Raw genomic sequence first — 19279 nt, 5'->3', positions numbered from 1 at the left:
CCTTGTTAAATAACGGAAGTTCTAAACCTTTATACATCCAGTTAAAACAAATCATCACAGATGACATTAAGAAAGGCATATATTCCCCTTCCATTAAGCTGCCGACTGAAAGTGAACTTTGCAGCAAATACAATGTCAGCCGCATCACCGTCAGAAAAGCCATTCTCGATCTTGTCGATGAAGGCTATCTTGTCAGACAGCAGGGAAAAGGAACGTTTGTCAAAAGCCCTAAATTAAAAAGAGAGCTGATCGCTGTCAACGGCTATTCCGAATTTATGGAGTCAACCGGAAAAAAACCAAAACATCAAGTCCTTTCCCATGAGGTCATATCAGCGCCTAAACCCATTGCCGCAAAGCTTCAAATTGAACCGGAAAGCCCGGTCATCGAGTTAAAACGTATTTTATACAATGAAGATCAGCCGCTATCCTTTGAAATCACCCATTATCCGCTAGCTTTGTTTCCCGATATCGGCCGATTCATCAGTGACGGTGTTTCCATGCATGATATTTTAAAGCAGCAGTACCAAGTCGTCCCCACTCATAATACAAAGCTCTTAAACGTGGTATATGCCAAACAAGAGGAAAGCCGGTATCTGGCCTGCGATATCGGAGACGCACTGTTTGAAATCGACAAAACGGCTTTTATGTCAAAAGATCAGCCGATTTACTGCTCACTGTTTATGATGCATACAAACAGGGTGACATTTACCATCGACAGCCCTTACACATAACGTGCATAAAAACGAGACACTGCTGATATTATAGTATTCTCGTTTTTTCACTGCCTTTTCCGCCATCCAGTTTATAAGGATGGCCGTAACCGAAAGCCCCGTAAACGCCGCACGTCTTCGCAGCCGTCTGCGCCGCTTCATGTAAAGCGCAAGAGATGTCCTGTTTTTCATAAAAGGACGTCAAAAACCCTGCAATAAATGAATCTCCCGCTCCAAGTGTATCTATTATATCAGTTTCAACAATGGGCTGATAATGAAAGCGCCCGTCCGCATATAAAACGGCGCCATGCTCCCCTCTGGTCATGCAAACCATTTTCGCCCCGTACTGATGAGCCTTCTCCGCAAGCTGACGGCACTCTGCTTCGCTCAGATCGCTTCCTGAAAAAAACGCGTATGTCACGTAAGGACAAACCTTCTTCATATACTCCTCCTCGCGATTTGTGGAAAAATCAAAGGAGACCGGAAGCAGCAGGCACAGTTGGGGGAGATCATTCTCGATACGGCTGTAGACACTTGTATGCAGCAAATCGTGCTCTGCCGCAAACGACAAATCATGCTCCTGAAAAACAATCTTTAGACGAGATTGTATGCCGCCTTTATTTGATTTGACGAATACTCTGTCTCCTCTCTCATCAAGGGTGACAACCGCCATCCCGTTTTCACCGAAAGCCTGCCGAAGGTGATCTGTATTCACTTTTTCTTTCTTCAGCACCTTCACAATGTGCGAAGCGGCTTCATCGTTTCCGACAATACCGATATAAGAAGCGGCGTGCCCCAAACGCTTAGCCAGCACCGCCACATTCAAAGCATTTCCTCCGGGATAAAACGTCTCCTGATCCTGATAATAATCCACCACATTATCTCCTACAGCAATGAGTTTCATTGTGTTCCTCCTTTATCCTTTTACACTTCCGTTTGCAATACCGCGGACAAAATACTTCTGCATCAATAAAAATAAGATAATAATCGGAGCGGCCGAAATGGTTAAACCAGCTAACAAGACGCCCCAATCCGTCTGAAGCGCATCCCTGAACTGCATCAGCCCGGCCGGAATCGTCCGTAAATTCTCATCGTCAATGAAAATAATCGCAAACATAAATTCATTCCACGTATGATAAGCGGTCAATATTCCGGAAGTGACCAAAATCGGCACACTCATCGGTAAGAATATTCTGAAAAAAACTCCAATACTTGTACACCCATCCAAATAAGCCGCTTCCTCCAGTTCTTTAGAAATGGAAAGAAAATATGAGCGGATCAGGATGATAGTAAATGGAATCCGATAGGCGGCATACGGCAATATCAGCGCCCAATACGTATTGTAAAGCCCCAGCGACTGAATAATCGAATAGAGCGGCACAAGGCTGACCTGCGGCGTCAGCATCAAACCGCCGAGACAAATCACTAAAAAGAACCCCTTGCCTTTGAATTGGAATCTCGAAAGTCCATACGCCGCCCATGCGCTGACAAACACGGTGATAAGACAAGTCAGCACCGTTACGATGACACTGTTCATAAAGTATGAGGAAATGCCCTGATTCCAGGCGGATGCATAGTTTTCAAAGTGCCATTCTGATGGCAAAGACCAGCTGTTCGCAAAGATATCTTCAGAGCTTTTAAATGAGCTCATGACCATCCAAAGAAGCGGATACGCAATCGCAATCAGATAAATAAACAAAAAAATCCACACTGATGTTTCTCCGGCGTACCATTTTCGTTTGGCCGTTCTTTTTCCTTCTGTCTGCCGGTCCGGCACGGGATCTAATTGGAACGAATCTGTCTTCTGAGGCAGCATATTAATCCTCCTTTCCTGTGTTAAAGAATTTCATCTGCATGAGCGACAATGTGAGCGTGATGAGTAAAACAACCGTGGCAATCGCGGACGCATAGCCCATCATATCCTTTGTAAAGGCGCTTTTATATAAAAAGGTGCTTAACACTTCGGATGCGTTCCCCGGGCCGCCGCCTGTCAAAATATACGGCTCGTTAAACACCGTAAAGGCGCCCGTCAGCGTCATGACCACTGCAACAAACGACATCTCCTTTGTCTGGGGCACTGTAATATGAAAAAATTGCTGGAGTTTGCCCGCGCCGTCAAGCCGTGCCGCCTCGTACAATTCATCAGGAATTTTTTGAATGGACACGATGTAAAGCATAGCGATATAACCGACAGACTGCCATTGGGAAACAAAAATAACGGACATCATAGCGGTGCTGTCATCCCCAAGCCACGCCCTCGTAAACTGGTCAAGCCCGACAGCCTCCAACAGCTGGTTTAAAAGCCCGATCTCAGGATTATAAATGAAGTCAAACAACAGGGCGATGACCGTCATAGAGATGACAACGGGAAGGAAAAACACCGTACGAAAAAAAGGCGACCATTTTCTTACCAGCCTGTCTTCCAGCACCGCCGCCAATATCAAACCGCCAAACACTTGGCAGACGATAGATATAACGGCATAAAGGACATTATTGGTGAGCGCCTTGTAAAAGACAGGGTCATGAAACAAATCACTATAATTTTTTAGGCCGATAAACGTTTTTTCTGGAGAAAAAGAACTCCATTGAAACAAACTGAGGAAGATATTTTCAAAGATCGGAATGTAAACGAATAATAAAAAAACAAGAGCGGGCAGTAAAAACAAATAGGGGATTATTCTATTTTGGTTGACCAAGGCTAAACTCATCTCCTTTATAAAAAGAAAAGGCGCGAGTGTCCCACCTTTTCTTCGGTTTATTCAGCAGCCGCTCTCACTTGTTTGGCTGCTTTTTGTACGGACTTCATCACCTCAGCCGGCGTCATATCGCCTCCGAGCATTTGCTGGACACTGCTCAAGTACACATCCGCGATTTCCACATCAACATCCATATCAAACCAAGACACCATTGAGTCGGCATCAATGATTTGCTGGACGGCTTCGCGCTGCGTCGCTGTGGAATTTCCCTCTGTTGCCGTTCCTTGCACTGCGCTGTATTTGCCGACATCCTTGACCAGCTTTTCACCCATTTTTTTCGAGGTCAAAAATTGTAAAAATTCCATTGCTTCTTTCGGATGCTTCGTTTTGGAGGAGATCATAAATCCTTCTGGAGCGCCGGTCAGCGAATTGGACGATCCTTTTTGTCCTGTTATGTCAGGGAATGAAAATAAGCCTAAATTAACAGGCTCAACCAGCTTGATTTCTGCTGTTTCAGCATACATCATCGCCGATTTACCGCTTTTAAACTGCTGTCTTGCATACTCATGATCAATGGAATTTACATGCTCGTTAAAGTAAGGCATTAGCTCTTTCAGCTTCTCGAGAGCCTTTACATAACCTTCATCCGTAAATTCTCCTGTTTTTGCGTCGTAATCCCGTTCTCTCGTTTTTTCGTCCACCATCCGCTGATTCAGCGTGCCGATATAATGGGAGATCGTCCAAGGCGCCTTTGTGCCGAAACTGATCGGTGTATAGCCGTTTGCTTTCAGCTTTTTTGACACTTTGATCAATTCTTCCCATGTGGAAGGCGGCTTCAAATTAAGCTTTTCAAAAATGTCCTTATTGTAAAAAAACGATTTGGCATCCATTTGCCAAGGTACGCCATATTCTTTTTCTTCATAAGTAAACGGCTTAATTTGTGTCCCCACTAGCTGGGACGACCATTCCGTATCATTTTTGTAGTAGGAAGAGAGATCCAGCGCCTTGTTTCCTCTGATGAACTTAGCAGCAAACTCGTCACTCCAAGAGAAGAAAACATCCGGCGGACTGCTTGTTCCCAGCATAACCTTGATTTTATCCTTATACGAATCATTCAGAACCGCTTCAGTTTGAATATGGATATCCGGATGCTCTTTTTCAAATTCCTTCACGACTTCTTCAAAATAGCGTCTTTCGGGCTCTTTCGGCCATCTGTGGAAAAACTTTAATGTGACCTTTCCGTCTGAAGAGCTGCTTTGGCTTGAACAGCCGGAGATGGCAAGCATACATACGGACGCAATAACTAGGAAGAAAACAAATTTTTTCAAAGAATTGGCCTCCTGTGGATATCAGACTATAATGTTATATAACATTATAGTCTGACGCATAATCTATCCATTTTTTAGATCAATACTCTACCTTCCACATGTATCTTCTATGAGATAAAGGATGATTTCTCGCTTCAGCCAATGAATCTGCATAGCTTCTCAACACACGATTCAGCACAAGCGGAGCAAGATAACCCTTAACTGAATCGTCAATTGCGGAGAAGTCATAAGCGGCAGCATCCAGAACCGTCAGCTTTTTGCCATATTTTTTCGAGAAGGAAAGCGCCCGCTCTTCAAGTGGTCTTGTTTCGTCTAAGCCGAGCAGGATGATAAAAGGAACGGATTCATCAATAATTTCAAACGGTCCGTGAAAATATTCTCCGGCATGAATGGCGTGGGAATGAATCCATTGCATTTCCATGAGAATGCAGATGCTGTAGGAGTAGGCGACACCGTAGTTTGCACCGCTCGCCATTGTATAAATGATGTTTTCTTTTTCGTGTGTCTTAGCAAATTGCTGCGCGTTGTCTGACTCCTGCTTCAGCGCTTCGTCATACACGGCTTGCAGCTTATCTAACCCATCTATCGCTTGTTCAAATTTCGTATGCTGTTCTAACACTTGCAAGGCGCCGAAGACGATTTGATAAAGCACCCCATAGTTGGTGTTGATCGCCTGTGCCTCATCTCCCCAATCATATTGGGCCACATATTGGGCCTCCTGCGCCAATGGAGAATCCGGTTTAAAGGTCATTGCGATCGTAAGCGCGCCTTTTGATCTGGCAAAAGCTGCGGCCTTTACTGTTTCCGGCGTATTCCCTGAATGAGAACACAATATGACGAGTGATTTCTCTCCAAGCTGAACCGGGTTGCGGCGGATAAACTCATTCGAGCTGTACAGATCGGAGCTGATGGCTTTTGCCTCTCTGTCAAACACATATTTACTCGGGTACATGATAGCCGAAGACCCTCCGCATGCGACGAAGAATACATGGTCAATTGTCTTCCCTTTCAAATCCTGCAAAAAAGCTTGAACCTCACGATTTACTTTTGCTGTGGCCTGACTCAAATCCTTCACTCCCCTTTTTTATTATATAACGTTATATAACATTATATATTGTTATATTAATAGGCAGAGGTGATCGTTGTCAATATTATTTTCTGAAATTTCTCAAAAGTTTATGTTATGTTTTCAATGAAGAAGAATCTTCAATTCTTTCTCACGCAAAAGCCAGAGCTTAAAAAAAGCTCTGGCTTTGTTATCAATCCGCAGACTGATGGCTTATTTATAGAATACTTTGTCTATGTTGTATTTCGATTGAAGTGTGTTGATCGTATATGTTTCGTAAATTTCTCGATCCATTGGATCTTCAACTAAACATACTTCAATCTTATACACTTCGTCTCTGTGCTGTTTGATTGGTGATACATTGTCTTCGAAATGCTTTTTGATTCGCTGTCTTAACTTTCTTGCTTTGCCGACAAAAAGCAGCTCATCATTAATGTTATAAAACATGAAGATGCCGCCTTTATCTCTTGGAATCTGATGAAAGTCAATGAAACCGTGGATCGGCTTTATTTTCGGTTCGTTTTCATTCGCTGACTGCTGCCGTTCGGTAATGGTTACATTTGGAGCAGGTATATCAATTTTTATCAAAATCAGTTCACGTCCTCTTTTTCATTAAAGGTAAATGCTAACACAGGTAGAAAAGAAAAGCTACAACGGCTTGCTTTTATATTTGTTTGTTATGTTTCTAATTATTATGCAAGGCGCCGGCAGGATCATAATGACTAAGGTCCAATTCCGTCTGCTTTCCGAGCGCAAGCTTTGCAAGTTCTGCCCCCAGAAAAGGCCCGCTCGTCAGCCCTGAAGCCCCGAGTCCATTGGCGATCAGCAAGCCTTTCACATTCGGCAGTGCACCGATTACAGGCAGAAAACCAGGCGTAAACGGTCGGAATCCCACTCTTTCCTCAAGTATCGTGCATTCTGAAAGTCCGGGCGCGATTGTCAGCGCTTTGTTTAAAATATCGGAGACTCCTCCCGCTGTCACCCGGCAGTCACCAAGTACTGCCTCATTTTCATGTGTCGCTCCCGCTACGATCCGGCCGTTAGCGAATGCGAGAAGGTATTGGTCACTTGGCGGCATGACCACCGGCCATTCGCCTGTATCATTATCAGGCATTTCGAAATGGACGATTTGCGCTTTTTGGTATGTTACTTGAAAATCCATGCCAAGGGGCTTCAAGATCTCACTTGCCCAAGCACCCGCTGTTACAATCACCTGATCTGCAAGCAGCGTCTCCTTTTCCGTTTCTATTCCGCGAACGTGATTGCCTTCATACAACAATTTGGCATTATCGTATAAAATAACGGCGCCATGTTTTCTCGCCGCGCTTACAAGAGACCGGCATAGCGCTCTTCCGTTTACACGGGCCGCACCGCTGATATGAACCGATTCATACTCCTCTGATAAAAGCGGAAACAGCTTCTTTGTTTCATCCCTAGACAAGCGGGTAATCTCACCGATTTCCGGTGCATCCTCACGCCGCTTATACGCCCGTTCTTCCATCTTATCAAGCTTCGCGGCATCTGTATGGATACTGATCGCTCCAACTCGTTTATACCCCGTATCCGTCTCTCCATCCTCTTCTAATTGTTTGATTAAATCAGCATAGTACCGGGCGCCGCCTTTGGCGAGCCTGTACCAGTCCTGATTGCGGCGCTGCGAAAGCCAAGGACAGACAATCCCAGCCGCTGCGGCAGTGGCTTGTCCGGGCTCTTTTCGATCAACTAACGTTACACACGCACCCGCTTTAGCAAGATGATAGGCTGTTGATGCACCGAGAATGCCGGCGCCGACTACAATATACGTTTTCATCTTTTAACACCTTTTCTATGTTGAATCTTTTTTATAGCCTTATTTTATTTTAACAAAACATACGCGCGGATTCACATCGCAAGTGGATGGGTACGCCCGCTCCTGATGTAAAGTAATAAAAAAACAAACAGCACAATGATCCAGCCAGGAAGGCCGCGTTATACGTGGTGACTCCGCTTGTTTGTCTGACAATCCATTGTGCGGCTCCAATCTCGTAAAGCGGTTCATATAAAAAAGGACATGAACTGGTTTTCCCAGTCACGTCCTTTTTGATTACAGGCTGATTAACCGATTGAGCCTTCCATCTCGAACTTAATCAAGCGGTTCATTTCAACTGCGTATTCCATCGGAAGCTCTTTTGTGAATGGCTCGATGAAGCCCATAACGATCATTTCTGTTGCTTCTTCTTCAGAAATGCCTCGGCTCATCAAGTAGAAGAGCTGTTCTTCAGATACTTTTGAAACCTTCGCTTCGTGCTCCAATGAAATGTTGTCATTTAAGATTTCATTGTAAGGGATCGTATCTGATGTTGATTTGTTATCCATGATAAGTGTGTCACATTCGATGTTTGAGCGTGCGCCTTCCGCTTTCCGTCCGAAATGAACGATACCGCGGTAAGTCACTTTTCCGCCTTGTTTCGAAATGGATTTTGACACGATCGTAGATGACGTATTCGGTGCAAGGTGAATCATTTTCGCCCCTGCATCCTGGTGCTGCCCTTTACCGGCAAGAGCGATAGATAGTGTCATACCGCGCGCGCCTTCTCCTTTAAGGATGACAGCAGGGTATTTCATCGTCAATTTAGAACCGATGTTTCCGTCCACCCATTCCATCGTTGCGTTCGCTTCGCAAACCGTACGCTTCGTCACAAGGTTGAAGACGTTGTTCGCCCAGTTTTGAATCGTCGTATAACGGCAGTAGCCGCCTTTTTTGACGATGATTTCAACAACCGCACTGTGAAGTGAGTTTGTTGTGTAAACAGGCGCTGTACAGCCTTCTACGTAATGAACACTCGCTTCTTCATCCACGATGATTAACGTACGTTCAAACTGACCCATATTCTCAGAGTTGATGCGGAAATACGCTTGAAGCGGTGTATCCACTTTCACGCCCTTAGGCACGTAGATGAAAGATCCGCCTGACCATACAGCTGAGTTAAGCGCCGCAAACTTGTTATCAGTCGGCGGAATCACTTTCGCCCAGTGCTCGCGGAAAATATCTTCATTTTCTTTAAGCGCGCTGTCTGTGTCTTTGAACACGATTCCTTGAGCTTCAAGGTCTTCTTTCATGTTGTGGTAAACCACTTCAGATTCGTACTGCGCAGAAACACCCGCAAGGTATTTTTGCTCAGCTTCAGGAATTCCAAGCTTGTCGAACGTTTGCTTAATTTCTTCCGGCACTTCATCCCAAGAACGTTCTGAACGCTCAGACGGTTTCACGTAGTACGTAATTTCGTCAAAGTTAAGGGCGTTCAAATCTCCGCCCCATTGAGGCATCGGCATGTTGTAGAAATGCTCAAGAGATTTCAGACGGAAGTCAAGCATCCACTGCGGCTCATCCTTCATGCGAGAAATTTCTTCTACGATTTCTTTTGTCAATCCGCGCTCTGAACGGAAAATGGAAACGTCTTTGTCGTGAAAACCGTATTTGTATTCACCAATATCAGGCATTTTTTTAGCCATCCATTTTCACTCCAATCCTTTTAATTGCCGCCTTCTTCCCCAGCGACTCCTTTTTCAAGTGCTTTCCATGAGAGGGTGGCACATTTTATACGGGCAGGGAATTTTGAAACGCCTTGAAGGGCTTCAATGTCCCCGAGATCTATAGATTCATCATACTCTTTGCCCTGCATCATGTCAGAAAAAATCTTCGACATCCGCACGGCTGTTTCAATATCTTTACCTTTGATGGCCTGCGTCATCATGGAAGCGGATGCCATGGAAATGGAACAGCCTTCCCCTTCAAACTTCGCCTCTTCCACGATGTCTCCGTCAAGTTTCATTGTCAGTCTGATTCGGTCGCCGCATGTCGGGTTGTTCATATCCACGACAATGCTGTCATCCAAAACGCCCTTGTTTCGCGGGTTCTTGTAATGATCCATGATTACCTGTCTGTACAATGTATCTAGGTTTGCATTAAAAGACATTTGTAAAATACTCCTTTGTCTTTTGAAGTGCTTCCGCCAGTTTATCAATTTCTTCTTCTGTATTATACAGATAAAAGCTCGCTCTCGCAGTAGCTGATACATCCAGCCATTTCATCAGTGGCTGCGCACAGTGATGCCCGGCTCTGACTGCTATGCCCTCTGAATCAAGAACAGTCGCAACGTCGTGCGGATGAACGTCTTCAAGATTAAATGTGACCAATCCCGCACGTTCTTCCGGCCCGTAAACCGTTACGCCGTCAAGCTGACGGAAGCGTTCAAGCGCATAGGATGCAAGCTTATGCTCATGGCGGGAAATCTCATCGAGCCCGATCTCTTCAAGAAAATCAATCGCAGCGCCTAAACCGATCGCGCCCGCGATAATCGGAGTGCCCGCTTCGAATTTCCAGGGAAGCTCTTTCCAAGTCGATTCGTATAACCCTACAAAGTCAATCATTTCGCCGCCGAATTCAGCAGGTTCCATGTTTTCAAGCAGGGCTTTCTTTCCGTACAGCACACCGATACCGGTAGGACCGCACATTTTATGGGAAGACAGTGCAAAGAAGTCGCAATCGAGATCCTGCACGTCAATTTTGATGTGAGGCGTGCTTTGCGCCCCGTCGACTACGATAATAGCCCCGTTATCGTGAGCGATTTTGGCAATTTCTTTAATTGGATTAATCGTGCCGAGCACGTTGGACACATGCGAAACGGCGACAATTTTTGTGTTGCTTGTCACTGTCTGTTTGACGTCCTCCAAAGAAAGCGTGCCGTCTTCTTGAAGCGGTATATATTTCAAGGTTGCGCCTGTTGCTTTAGCCGCCTGCTGCCAAGGAATGATATTCGCATGATGTTCCATATAGGTAATCACAATTTCATCGCCTTGTTTCAAGTTGGCGCGGGCATAGCTGAGTGCGACCATATTGAGTGAAGTCGTGGTCCCTTTCGTAAAAATGATCTCCTGCATGGATGATGCATTAATAAACTTCCGGACTTTTTCACGCGCTCCTTCATAACCGTCTGTCGCTTTTGTTCCAAGTGTATGAACACCACGGTGGACGTTGGAATTGTAATGGTTATAATACTGGTCCACTGCTTCAATAACAGCGCGCGGCTTCTGGGAAGTCGCAGCGCTGTCCAAATAGACGAGATCATGTCCGTTCACTTGCTGATGAAGGATCGGGAACTGTTCCCGAATATCTGTGATATTCATTACTTCACTTTCCTTTCGATAACAGAAACAAGCTGTTTCTTAACGCCTTCAATCGGAAGTTCTTTTACTACCGGCGCAAGGAATCCGTAAATGACTAAGCGTTCTGCTTCTTCTTTAGCGATTCCGCGGCTCATCAAGTAATAAAGCTGAATCGGATCCACACGGCCGACAGATGCCGCATGTCCTGCAGTTACATCGTCTTCGTCAATCAAAAGAATAGGGTTTGCGTCTCCGCGCGCTTTTTCGCTGAGCATAAGCACACGGGATTCCTGTTCCGCATTTGCTTTTGATGCGCCGTGTTCGATTTTGCCGATTCCGTTAAAAATCGAAGAAGCGGCATCCTTCATCACGCCGTGCTTCAAGATATAACCTTCTGAAGCCTTACCGAAATGAATGATTTGCGTCGTAAAGTTTTGTGTTTGTTCTCCTCTTCCGACAACAACGGTTTTCGTATCGCCGTATGTGCCGTCCCCGTAGAGGTTTGTGGTATTTTCAGAAATGGTGTCGCCGTCATTCATCAAGCCGAGCGCCCACTCAATTTTGCTGTCGCGTCCGCGTGCAGTGCCGCGGCGGTTCACGTATGTTGTCACACCCGCAGATAAGTTATCAACCGCACCGTATGTCACGTTGGCATTATCACCCGTGATGACTTCACTAATAATGTTGAATACAGCTTCTTTAGGGTTTACCGTACTGATGTAGTTTTCCACATAAGTCACTGAGCTATGATCTTCAGCCACAATCAGCACGTGGTTAAATAGTGTCGTGTCATTGCTTTCGTGCACATAAACAGCTTGAACCGGCGTCTCCACCTGAACATTTTTCGGAACATAAAGGAATGCGCCTCCGTTAACGAGTGCCGCGTGAAGAGCTGTTAATTTATGCTCATCTACTTTCACGCCGTCCTTCATAAAGTATTTTTCAACTAAATCGCTGTGCTCGCGCGCAGCTGTCAGAATATCTGTGAAAATAACGCCTTTGTCTTTCAGCTCTTGTGATAAAGAAAGATAAGCCGGCGTCTGATCACGCTGAACATATAACGTTTTATCAGCATTTTCAACGTCAATCAGCGCTTTTACTTCATCGGTCAAGTCTTCTAATGAAGATAAAGGTGCATTGTCTACTGTATGTTTGTCAAACTGCGTAAAGTTCCAGTTTGTGATTTTTGTTTTGTCAGGCTTTGGCATCGGCAGATCCTCAGCTTGTTCAAGAGCCTGTAAGCGCAGGTTTTTCAGCCAGGCAGGTTCTTGCTGCTTTTCAGAAAAGCTTTTGACATATTCCTGATCTACGGATAGTTTTGTTTCTAATGTCATGTTAATCCCCCTAACGCTTACGCTTCTTGGCCAACAGTTTCGTCTTCAATGCCAAGTTCTTGTTTAATCCAGTCATAACCTTCTGCTTCAAGGCGCTGTGCAAGCTCTGCACCGCCTGATTTGACAACGCGGCCCTGCATCATTACGTGAACGACATCAGGCGTGATGTAGTTTAACAGACGCTGATAGTGGGTAATCATCAGGCAGCCGAAGTTTTCACTGCGCATTCTGTTGATGCCTTTTGATACGACTTTAAGAGCGTCAATATCAAGACCTGAATCGATTTCATCAAGAATTGCGATTTTCGGCTCAATCATCATAAGCTGAAGGATTTCATTGCGTTTTTTCTCACCGCCGGAGAAACCTTCGTTAAGATAACGCTGTGCCATTTCCGGATCCATCTCAAGGAATTCCATATTTTCGTCCATTTTGCGGATGAACTTCATAAGAGAAATTTCATCGCCTTCTTCTCTGCGCGCATTGATCGCAGAACGAAGGAAGTCGGCGTTTGTCACACCGCTGATTTCACTAGGATATTGCATTGCCAAGAAAAGGCCTGCTTGAGCACGCTCGTCCACTTCCATTTCCAGTACATCTTTGCCGTCAAGCGTAATGCTGCCCTTCGTTACCTCGTACTTCGGATGGCCCATAATTGCAGCTGACAATGTGGATTTACCTGTACCATTCGGTCCCATTACAGCGTGGAACTCTCCGCCTTTTATTTCAAGGTTTACCCCTTTTAAGATCTCTTTTCCTTCGATTTCAACGTGAAGATCTTTTATCGTTAATGTTGAAGCAGCCATATCTATACCTCCAGAAATATATAATCATTATTCTCATTTTATTCTCATTCTAATTTTATAGCAAATGAAAAGTAAATACAACTTTAAAAATTGATTTGATTGAACGGTCTCAAGTGTAACAAAGATCAGCGCTTTATTAAAGCCGCTTAAATAGAAAAAGAGTGGAATCCCACCCTTTTGTTAAAGATTGATTTTCTCATTAAGCTGCTCAGAAAAGTGTTTGCTTTTCTCATAATCAAGCTCGCGCTGCCGTTCAACTTCCATCCTTGCGTCCAGCCGGCGGCTGTATTCTCCGTATCCGATGCCGTATGTTTTGTGCATCGCTTTTTCCATTTCCGCCGTATAGTCCAAATCAAGTTTATCCTGGCTGCTGCAAATAATGAATCAATCCCTTCAAGTATTTGCTTCTATTTTATCAATGATACAGCATCTCTTCAAAGAGGCTGAGACTTGATATGAAGTCACATAAACCATATACATCCCGTCAGGTTAAATGAGAAAGGATTATCGGAATATTCCTCCTATTAATGCGTTGTGCTGCCAAATTCCTGAATACATTGCTGCACAACCGTTACGCCTTGGCTTAATGCGGCGCCGCCTCCGAAAGCGGCCGCGACGCTGACTGTTTCGAGAATGTTTTCCTCAGTCGCTCCTTGATCAATGCAGCCTTTCGTATGGTAGATCATGCAGTATTCATCTTGGGCATGAATGCTGATTCCGAGAGCGATCAGCTGTTTTTCCTTTTCAGTCAGTGAATTGGCCTCAAAACACTGCTCAGTGAATTCATTAAATTTTCTTCCCATCATCGGCATTTTTTGTTCAAAAGTGCCTAAACCTTCTTTATATTGTTTTAAGGCGTTCTGCATGTTTCCACTTTCATTATATTGAGTCAACAAATATCCCTCCAGCTCGATTAAAATTCCTTTTTATTATGAACCGCTTTTAGGAAATTACACAAAAAACCCCGGATTTTCATCATCCGGGGGTTTGATTCTTATTCAGCTACTGGAAGCACAGATCCATCGTATTTTTTATCAATGAAGTTTTTAATTTCTTTAGAATGAAGAACTTCCATTAAAGCTTTAATTTTTTTAGAATCTTCTTCACCTTTACGGACTGCAATGATGTTGGCATACGGATTGTTCTTTGTAGACTCAACTTCAATCGCATCTTTTTTAGGGTTTAATTTATTTTGAATCGCATAGTTCACGTTAATGAAGGCTGCGTCTCCTTCTTTGTTTTCATATGCTTTTGCAGTTAATTCAGGTGCGATTTTCTTGAACTTAAGATTTTTCGGATTTTTTGTGATGTTTTTCTGTGTCGCATCCACTGCTTCTACTTTTGAATCCAGCGTAATTAATCCGGCGTTTTGAAGCATTGCAAGCATACGTCCCTGCTCAGCCACGTTATTTGTTAAAATAATCGTCGCGCCGTCAGGAAGATCTTTTAATGATTTATACTTTTTAGAGTAAATACCGAATGGCTCAAGGTGAACCGCGCCGGCATTCACAAGGTTGTAATCTTTATTTTCTTTGTTTTCTTGGTCAAGATAAGGAACATGCTGGAAGAAGTTTGCATCAATTTCTTTTTCTGCCAACGATTTATTGTACATTTTATAATCGCTCAGCACTTTTACTTTTAGCGTGTAGCCTTTTTCTTTTAGCAGCGGCTCTGCTTCTTCGAGAATTTCCGCGTGCGGTGTTTTTGTCGCAGCAACGACAATTTCTTTTGAATCACTTGCATTATTTGATCCGCAAGCAGCCATAACCCCTGCAAAAACAATAAGTAGTGCGCCTAAAAATAACTTTTTCAATGTAAATCCTCCCTTATCGTTTATCTATTATATTCGTTATCAAATCACCGATAATCTGAAGAATAAAGACGATGATCAGAATAAACACAGTTGCAACTAGTGTGACATCACCATTATTTGATTGATAGCCTTCAACATACGCCAGGTTTCCAAGTCCTCCCGAACCGATTGCGCCGGCTATTGCTGTAGAGCCGATCAATGCGATGGCAGTGACTGTAATACCTGAGATAAGCGCCGGCATTGATTCCGGCAGCAGCACCTTAAAGATAATGGTTGATGTTTTTGCGCCCATGGATTTGGCTGCTTCAATCACACCTTTATCCACCTCGCGCAAGGCAATTTCGACAAGACGGGCATAAAATGGCGCCGATCCGATCACCAGTGCCGGCAGAGCCGCATTCGGACCTAAAATCGTTCCTACTAAAATCTTAGTAAAGCCCAGTAATAAAATAATTAAGATAAGGAATGGAATGGATCTGAAAACATTGACAACTGCCGCAATCACACTGTTAATCGCTTTATTTTGCCACAAGCTTCCTTTAGCTGTAAGAAAGAGCAGCAACCCGAGAATGATACCGATAATAAAAGCGAAGAACAAGGAAATCAGCGTCATGTACAGCGTTTCATACGTTGCGCTCCATAGTTCTGTCAAATCAACGTTCGGAAACCATTTTTCAAACATTCGTGATCACCTCTGCTTCCACCTGTTTGTCTTTAATAAACCGGATCACGTTTTGTACTTCTTCGTTTTCTCCATCAATATGGATAAAGAGAGAGCCGTAAGCCCCATCCTTCGTTTGCGAGATTTTCCCTTGCAGAATATTAACGTCTACATTGAAATTCCTGATCATCTCTGTAATGAGAGGCTGTTCAGCAGCTTCTCCGACAAAGGTGAGCTGAACAGTTTTCCCTGACGTATTTTCATCAAGGAAATGCTGGATCGTTTCCTTTGTTTCTTCCGGTTCTGTCACTTGCTGTACGAAACGTTTCGTCATTTGTTCCTTCGGATTTCTGAAGACATCGAGTACATCGCCTTCTTCCACAACTATACCGTTTTCCATAACAGCCACCCGGTTGCAGATTTTGCGGATTACATGCATTTCATGCGTAATCAGCACAATGGTCAGACCGAGTCTTTCATTTATATCGGATAATAGAGCCAAAATTGAATCTGTCGTTTGCGGATCAAGTGCGGATGTCGCTTCATCGCAAAGGAGAACCTTCGGATTGTTGGCGAGCGCTCTTGCAATCCCGACACGCTGCTTTTGTCCGCCGCTCAACTGTGATGGATACGATTTTTCTTTTCCTTCTAATCCTACCAGTTTAATAAGTTCATCGGCACGCTTGATTCGATCGCTTTTTTTCACGCCGGCGATTTCTAACGGAAACATAATGTTATCTCTCACCGTACGAGACCAAAGCAAATTAAAATGCTGAAAGATCATGCTGATTTCTTGGCGGGCTTTTCGCAAGCCGCGGCCGTTTACTTCATTTATTTTGCTGCCCGCTACTTCCACGATGCCTGAGGTTGGTTTCTCAAGACCGTTAAGCAGACGGATCAAGGAGCTTTTACCCGCTCCGCTATATCCAATAATTCCAAAAATCTCACCCTTATTTATTGAGAGGGTAACATCTTGGACAGCGTTGACATCCCCATGTTTCGATTTATACACTTTTGAAACATTCTGAAGATTGATCAAAGCAATCACCTGCCTTAACACTATTCTAAGAAATCTTCCGGCGATTATTCGGCAAAAGAAAAGCCTTTCTGCACACATGAGCAGAAAGGCTTCTTTTCATCGCCTTTCTCTCATCTTCCAAAGCGAATCGCTTTGTGTGAATTGGCACCATTTCAACAATGTTGATGGTTGCCGGGCTTCATAGGGCACTTCCCTCCACCTCTCTTGATAAGAGAAATATATAGTTCTTTTTACGTCCGGAAATTCTTAATGTAGAATAGCATGGCAAATCATATGATGTCAATAAAATAAATGATGCCATCTTTTTCTATAAAATTATGAATATTCTATTTTTATACTTTTTGAACCCTCTGGAAAAAACCGTTTGTCAGCCAGAGGATGGCTTCAAGCTTGAGCAGCGCTCTAAAAGATCCCTTCACTTTCAGGCTCCCGCTTTGAATTAAATTTTGAAGGGAAATATCTCCATGCAGCAGATGAATGATCTCCGCTTGATTTCCATAAAAGGTCAGGTTGGACGTTTTGGGCTGAGAAATTTTTTTCATTTCTCCCCGTTCGTTTATCGAGAAGGTAAAAGCTTCTGTCTCACCTTGAAAGGTGATAAGCAGGGTTGAAGCATTCAATAGGGGTTTTAAAAACAGACGCTGATACTCTTCCTCTAACACTTCCGTTTTTTCCACTTGTACAACCTCCTATTCATTGGTCATACATACACATTTCTCTGCGGGCAGCTAGAACCCTCTATAAAACGAACGACATTTTCCATAGTTATTTCCCGAGAAATATGTCATAAACGGGATGTATTAGAGGCTTTTTGTTTAATCATATCGTATAGGTAGGAAACAGAGTGAAAAGCATAACCTCTTTCAACCACTTTTCCATCTTTGAAAAGAAGAAAACAAGGAACACTTTCAATCTTGTAGGCTTTTGCGAATGTCGGAGAATAGTTTACATTGTTTTTATAATAGGCGACTTGCGGCAGCATTTCTTCAACAACAGACAGCATTTTGCCCGCAAGCTGGCAAGTGCCGCAAAAAGGAGTATATAAATATAGGAGATAGACGTCTTCTTTTATCAATTCGAGCTCTTGCTCTTGAAGTTCTTTCATTTGATTCAAACACCTCGGGTTTATCCATCAAGAAAATTTGTATGAACATTGATATTTGCGCGAAGTAATACGGAAGCAATATGACGGCTCGGCGCTGCCGCCACCTCTTTGAACGTTCTGTCGATATATAAATGGCAGGCGTCGGGCAATTCTCTCTTCAGCTGTTTTCTCAATTTCTCTCCGGATTCATCTGCATCAACCAAAATATACACATCTTTATCATAGAGCTGATCAGCAAGTTCTTCCAGCTTCGTCTGGCCGAGCGTTCCGTTTGTACACACAATACACGCAGATTCATTGAGGACGCTTTTGATTTTTTGCTTATCGGATTTCCCTTCAACTATAATGACTTTTTGTAAATCGTCCAATATCATTTGTCATCACCTGTCACATCAATTTTGAAGCGCTCAGATTGTAAAAGAAGGCAGTGAATATCACCGCCAACACATTAACACCAGCCGTTTTCATAGTCGCAATCCACGTACTTCGCGTCGCTTCCTGAAACTGCATCGGCTGTCTTATAAAATTTTTCATTTTCAAATGAAAAACCGGGTTTAAGTTCGTATTCATTCATGCCTGTCATTTGGCCAATCATTTCATCCTCATGGTATAACGACAGCCGGCCGTTTTGAAAGCGGCCTGTTACATGATCTGTCACATCAAACCTTTGTTTGCCGATAGCCATATTGGACACCTCCCATAAAGTTAGAGTATCCAATTGACTGCACGGTTATCCGATGTAGCGATTAGTCTTCCTGTGTCATTTCATCGTATTGCTCTGATGTCATTAGGCTTTCAATTTCAGACGCATCAGAAGGTTCTACGACGATCATCCATGCCTTTTCGTAAGGAGATTCGTTTACAAACTCAGGGCTGTCGTCAAGGTCTTCGTTTACTTCTACCACTTTTCCGTTAATCGGCGCGTAAAGTTCTGATACCGTTTTAACAGATTCTACACTTCCGAAAGGCTCGTCCGCTTTAATTTCAGCGCCGACTTCTGGCAGCTCGACAAATACGATGTCGCCAAGCTCGGATTGGGCAAAATGCGTAATTCCGATTCTGACTTTTTCTCCTTCAACTTTTACCCACTCGTGTTCTTCTGAGTAACGCAAATCTTTAGGTGTGCTCATGTAAATCCCTCCATTTTTTTACTGCATATAATAAGAAGATACCATAATTCTTTAAAAACTTACATTACATCCAGTTCTTTTCGAATTGATCTTCTTTAAAACCAACCGTCACTTTTTCTCCGTCTGATGTAATCGGGCGTTTCAACAGCATACCGTCTGAAGCGAGAAGCTCAAGCTGCTCATCTTCCGACATGTGATACAGTTTTTCCTTCAAATTCAGTTCACGGTATTTCAAGCCGCTCGTATTAAAAAACTTCTTTAGCTCCAGTCCGCTTTTTTCATAAAGCGCCTTGATTTCTTCTTTGCTTGGAGTCTGTTCTGCAATATGTATCTCGTTTATTTCTTTGCCGTGCTCTTCAAGCCATTTTTTCGCTTTGCGGCACGTTCCGCATTTAGGGTACCAGTAAAAATTCAATGACATCTTCTTCTTCACCCCCAGTAAATGATCG

The 19279-nt window shown here is 43.7% G+C and carries 24 protein-coding genes and 1 riboswitch; of the genes, 1 reads left to right on the top strand and 23 read right to left on the bottom strand.

Annotated features, from left to right (window positions below; genetic code table 11):
- Positions 1-2: 2 nt before the first annotated feature.
- Complete coding sequence (locus tag AXI57_RS04135) at positions 3-731, top strand: transcriptional regulator FrlR (RefSeq protein WP_061669313.1); 729 nt, start codon at positions 3-5, stop codon at positions 729-731.
- 28 nt (positions 732-759) lie between these two features.
- Here the strand turns inward: AXI57_RS04135 and AXI57_RS04130 are convergent, their stop codons facing one another.
- The 23 genes from AXI57_RS04130 to AXI57_RS04025 all read right to left on the bottom strand — a co-directional run bounded on the left by AXI57_RS04130 (position 760) and on the right by AXI57_RS04025 (position 19251).
- A complete protein-coding gene (locus tag AXI57_RS04130; protein ID WP_061669312.1) occupies positions 760-1614 on the bottom strand; it encodes a fructoselysine 6-kinase in 855 nt (284 codons plus the stop codon).
- Positions 1615-1626: 12 nt separating this feature from the next.
- The gene (locus AXI57_RS04125; protein WP_010789866.1) at positions 1627-2526 is read right to left on the bottom strand and encodes a carbohydrate ABC transporter permease; all 900 of its coding nucleotides are present in this window, start codon (positions 2524-2526) and stop codon (positions 1627-1629) included.
- Between the two features lies 1 nt (position 2527).
- Entirely contained in the window at positions 2528-3406 is an 879-nt protein-coding gene (locus AXI57_RS04120; RefSeq protein WP_003327032.1) for a carbohydrate ABC transporter permease, read from the bottom strand.
- A 59-nt stretch (positions 3407-3465) separates the two neighbouring features.
- On the bottom strand, positions 3466-4734 hold the full coding sequence (locus AXI57_RS04115) for an ABC transporter substrate-binding protein (protein ID WP_061669311.1): 1269 nt from the start codon (positions 4732-4734) through the stop codon (positions 3466-3468).
- A gap of 79 nt (positions 4735-4813) precedes the next feature.
- Positions 4814-5800 (bottom strand): SIS domain-containing protein, encoded by a 987-nt coding sequence (locus AXI57_RS04110; RefSeq protein WP_061669310.1) that lies wholly within the window; start codon positions 5798-5800, stop codon positions 4814-4816.
- Between the two features lie 213 nt (positions 5801-6013).
- Positions 6014-6388, bottom strand: coding sequence for a nucleotide excision repair endonuclease (locus tag AXI57_RS04105; protein ID WP_061669309.1), 375 nt, complete (start codon positions 6386-6388; stop codon positions 6014-6016).
- 97 nt (positions 6389-6485) lie between these two features.
- Entirely contained in the window at positions 6486-7610 is a 1125-nt protein-coding gene (locus AXI57_RS04100; RefSeq protein ID WP_061669308.1) for an NAD(P)/FAD-dependent oxidoreductase, read from the bottom strand.
- Between the two features lie 284 nt (positions 7611-7894).
- Positions 7895-9292 (bottom strand): Fe-S cluster assembly protein SufB, encoded by a 1398-nt coding sequence (sufB, locus tag AXI57_RS04095; RefSeq protein WP_003327026.1) that lies wholly within the window; start codon positions 9290-9292, stop codon positions 7895-7897.
- 20 nt (positions 9293-9312) lie between these two features.
- On the bottom strand, positions 9313-9756 hold the full coding sequence (gene sufU / locus AXI57_RS04090; RefSeq protein ID WP_003327025.1) for a Fe-S cluster assembly sulfur transfer protein SufU: 444 nt from the start codon (positions 9754-9756) through the stop codon (positions 9313-9315).
- A complete protein-coding gene (gene sufS, locus AXI57_RS04085) occupies positions 9746-10966 on the bottom strand; it encodes a cysteine desulfurase SufS (protein ID WP_003327024.1) in 1221 nt (406 codons plus the stop codon). Before sufS ends, sufU begins: the two co-directional genes overlap by 11 nt.
- Positions 10966-12279, bottom strand: a complete 1314-nt coding sequence (sufD, locus tag AXI57_RS04080; RefSeq protein ID WP_003327023.1) for a Fe-S cluster assembly protein SufD — start codon at positions 12277-12279, stop codon at positions 10966-10968. Before sufD ends, sufS begins: the two co-directional genes overlap by 1 nt.
- A gap of 17 nt (positions 12280-12296) precedes the next feature.
- Positions 12297-13082 carry a Fe-S cluster assembly ATPase SufC gene (gene sufC / locus AXI57_RS04075; RefSeq protein WP_003327022.1) on the bottom strand — a complete coding sequence of 262 codons (786 nt, stop codon included), beginning with the start codon at positions 13080-13082 and terminating at the stop codon, positions 12297-12299.
- Between the two features lie 180 nt (positions 13083-13262).
- Complete coding sequence (locus AXI57_RS21245; protein ID WP_106034020.1) at positions 13263-13415, bottom strand: YuzK family famiily protein; 153 nt, start codon at positions 13413-13415, stop codon at positions 13263-13265.
- A gap of 191 nt (positions 13416-13606) precedes the next feature.
- Positions 13607-13948 (bottom strand): carboxymuconolactone decarboxylase family protein, encoded by a 342-nt coding sequence (locus AXI57_RS04070; protein ID WP_370499861.1) that lies wholly within the window; start codon positions 13946-13948, stop codon positions 13607-13609.
- A gap of 128 nt (positions 13949-14076) precedes the next feature.
- Positions 14077-14895 (bottom strand): methionine ABC transporter substrate-binding lipoprotein MetQ, encoded by an 819-nt coding sequence (metQ, locus tag AXI57_RS04065; protein WP_003327018.1) that lies wholly within the window; start codon positions 14893-14895, stop codon positions 14077-14079.
- A 13-nt stretch (positions 14896-14908) separates the two neighbouring features.
- Positions 14909-15577, bottom strand: a complete 669-nt coding sequence (metP, locus tag AXI57_RS04060) for a methionine ABC transporter permease MetP (RefSeq protein ID WP_010789871.1) — start codon at positions 15575-15577, stop codon at positions 14909-14911.
- Positions 15570-16595, bottom strand: coding sequence for a methionine ABC transporter ATP-binding protein MetN (gene metN / locus AXI57_RS04055; RefSeq protein WP_003327016.1), 1026 nt, complete (start codon positions 16593-16595; stop codon positions 15570-15572). Before metN ends, metP begins: the two co-directional genes overlap by 8 nt.
- A 107-nt stretch (positions 16596-16702) precedes the next feature.
- A riboswitch (SAM riboswitch) is annotated at positions 16703-16809 on the bottom strand.
- A gap of 118 nt (positions 16810-16927) precedes the next feature.
- Positions 16928-17272: an SCP2 sterol-binding domain-containing protein gene (locus AXI57_RS04050; RefSeq protein ID WP_061669307.1), complete on the bottom strand. Its 345-nt coding sequence runs from the start codon at positions 17270-17272 to the stop codon at positions 16928-16930.
- A gap of 107 nt (positions 17273-17379) precedes the next feature.
- The gene (locus AXI57_RS04045; RefSeq protein ID WP_003327014.1) at positions 17380-17700 is read right to left on the bottom strand and encodes a thioredoxin family protein; all 321 of its coding nucleotides are present in this window, start codon (positions 17698-17700) and stop codon (positions 17380-17382) included.
- A gap of 20 nt (positions 17701-17720) precedes the next feature.
- Entirely contained in the window at positions 17721-18074 is a 354-nt protein-coding gene (locus AXI57_RS04040; protein ID WP_003327013.1) for a toprim domain-containing protein, read from the bottom strand.
- A gap of 74 nt (positions 18075-18148) precedes the next feature.
- Positions 18149-18385, bottom strand: a complete 237-nt coding sequence (locus AXI57_RS04035) for a YusG family protein (protein WP_003327012.1) — start codon at positions 18383-18385, stop codon at positions 18149-18151.
- Between the two features lie 61 nt (positions 18386-18446).
- Positions 18447-18830 (bottom strand): glycine cleavage system protein GcvH, encoded by a 384-nt coding sequence (gene gcvH / locus AXI57_RS04030; protein ID WP_003327010.1) that lies wholly within the window; start codon positions 18828-18830, stop codon positions 18447-18449.
- A gap of 64 nt (positions 18831-18894) precedes the next feature.
- The gene (locus AXI57_RS04025; RefSeq protein ID WP_003327009.1) at positions 18895-19251 is read right to left on the bottom strand and encodes an arsenate reductase family protein; all 357 of its coding nucleotides are present in this window, start codon (positions 19249-19251) and stop codon (positions 18895-18897) included.
- Between the last annotated feature and the right edge of the window lie 28 nt (positions 19252-19279).

The sequence above is a fragment of the Bacillus atrophaeus genome, assembly GCF_001584335.1.
GTDB lineage: Bacteria > Bacillota > Bacilli > Bacillales > Bacillaceae > Bacillus > Bacillus atrophaeus.
The sequence above is the reverse complement of the archived record's forward strand: the minus strand, read 5'-3'. Positions and strand labels throughout refer to the sequence as shown.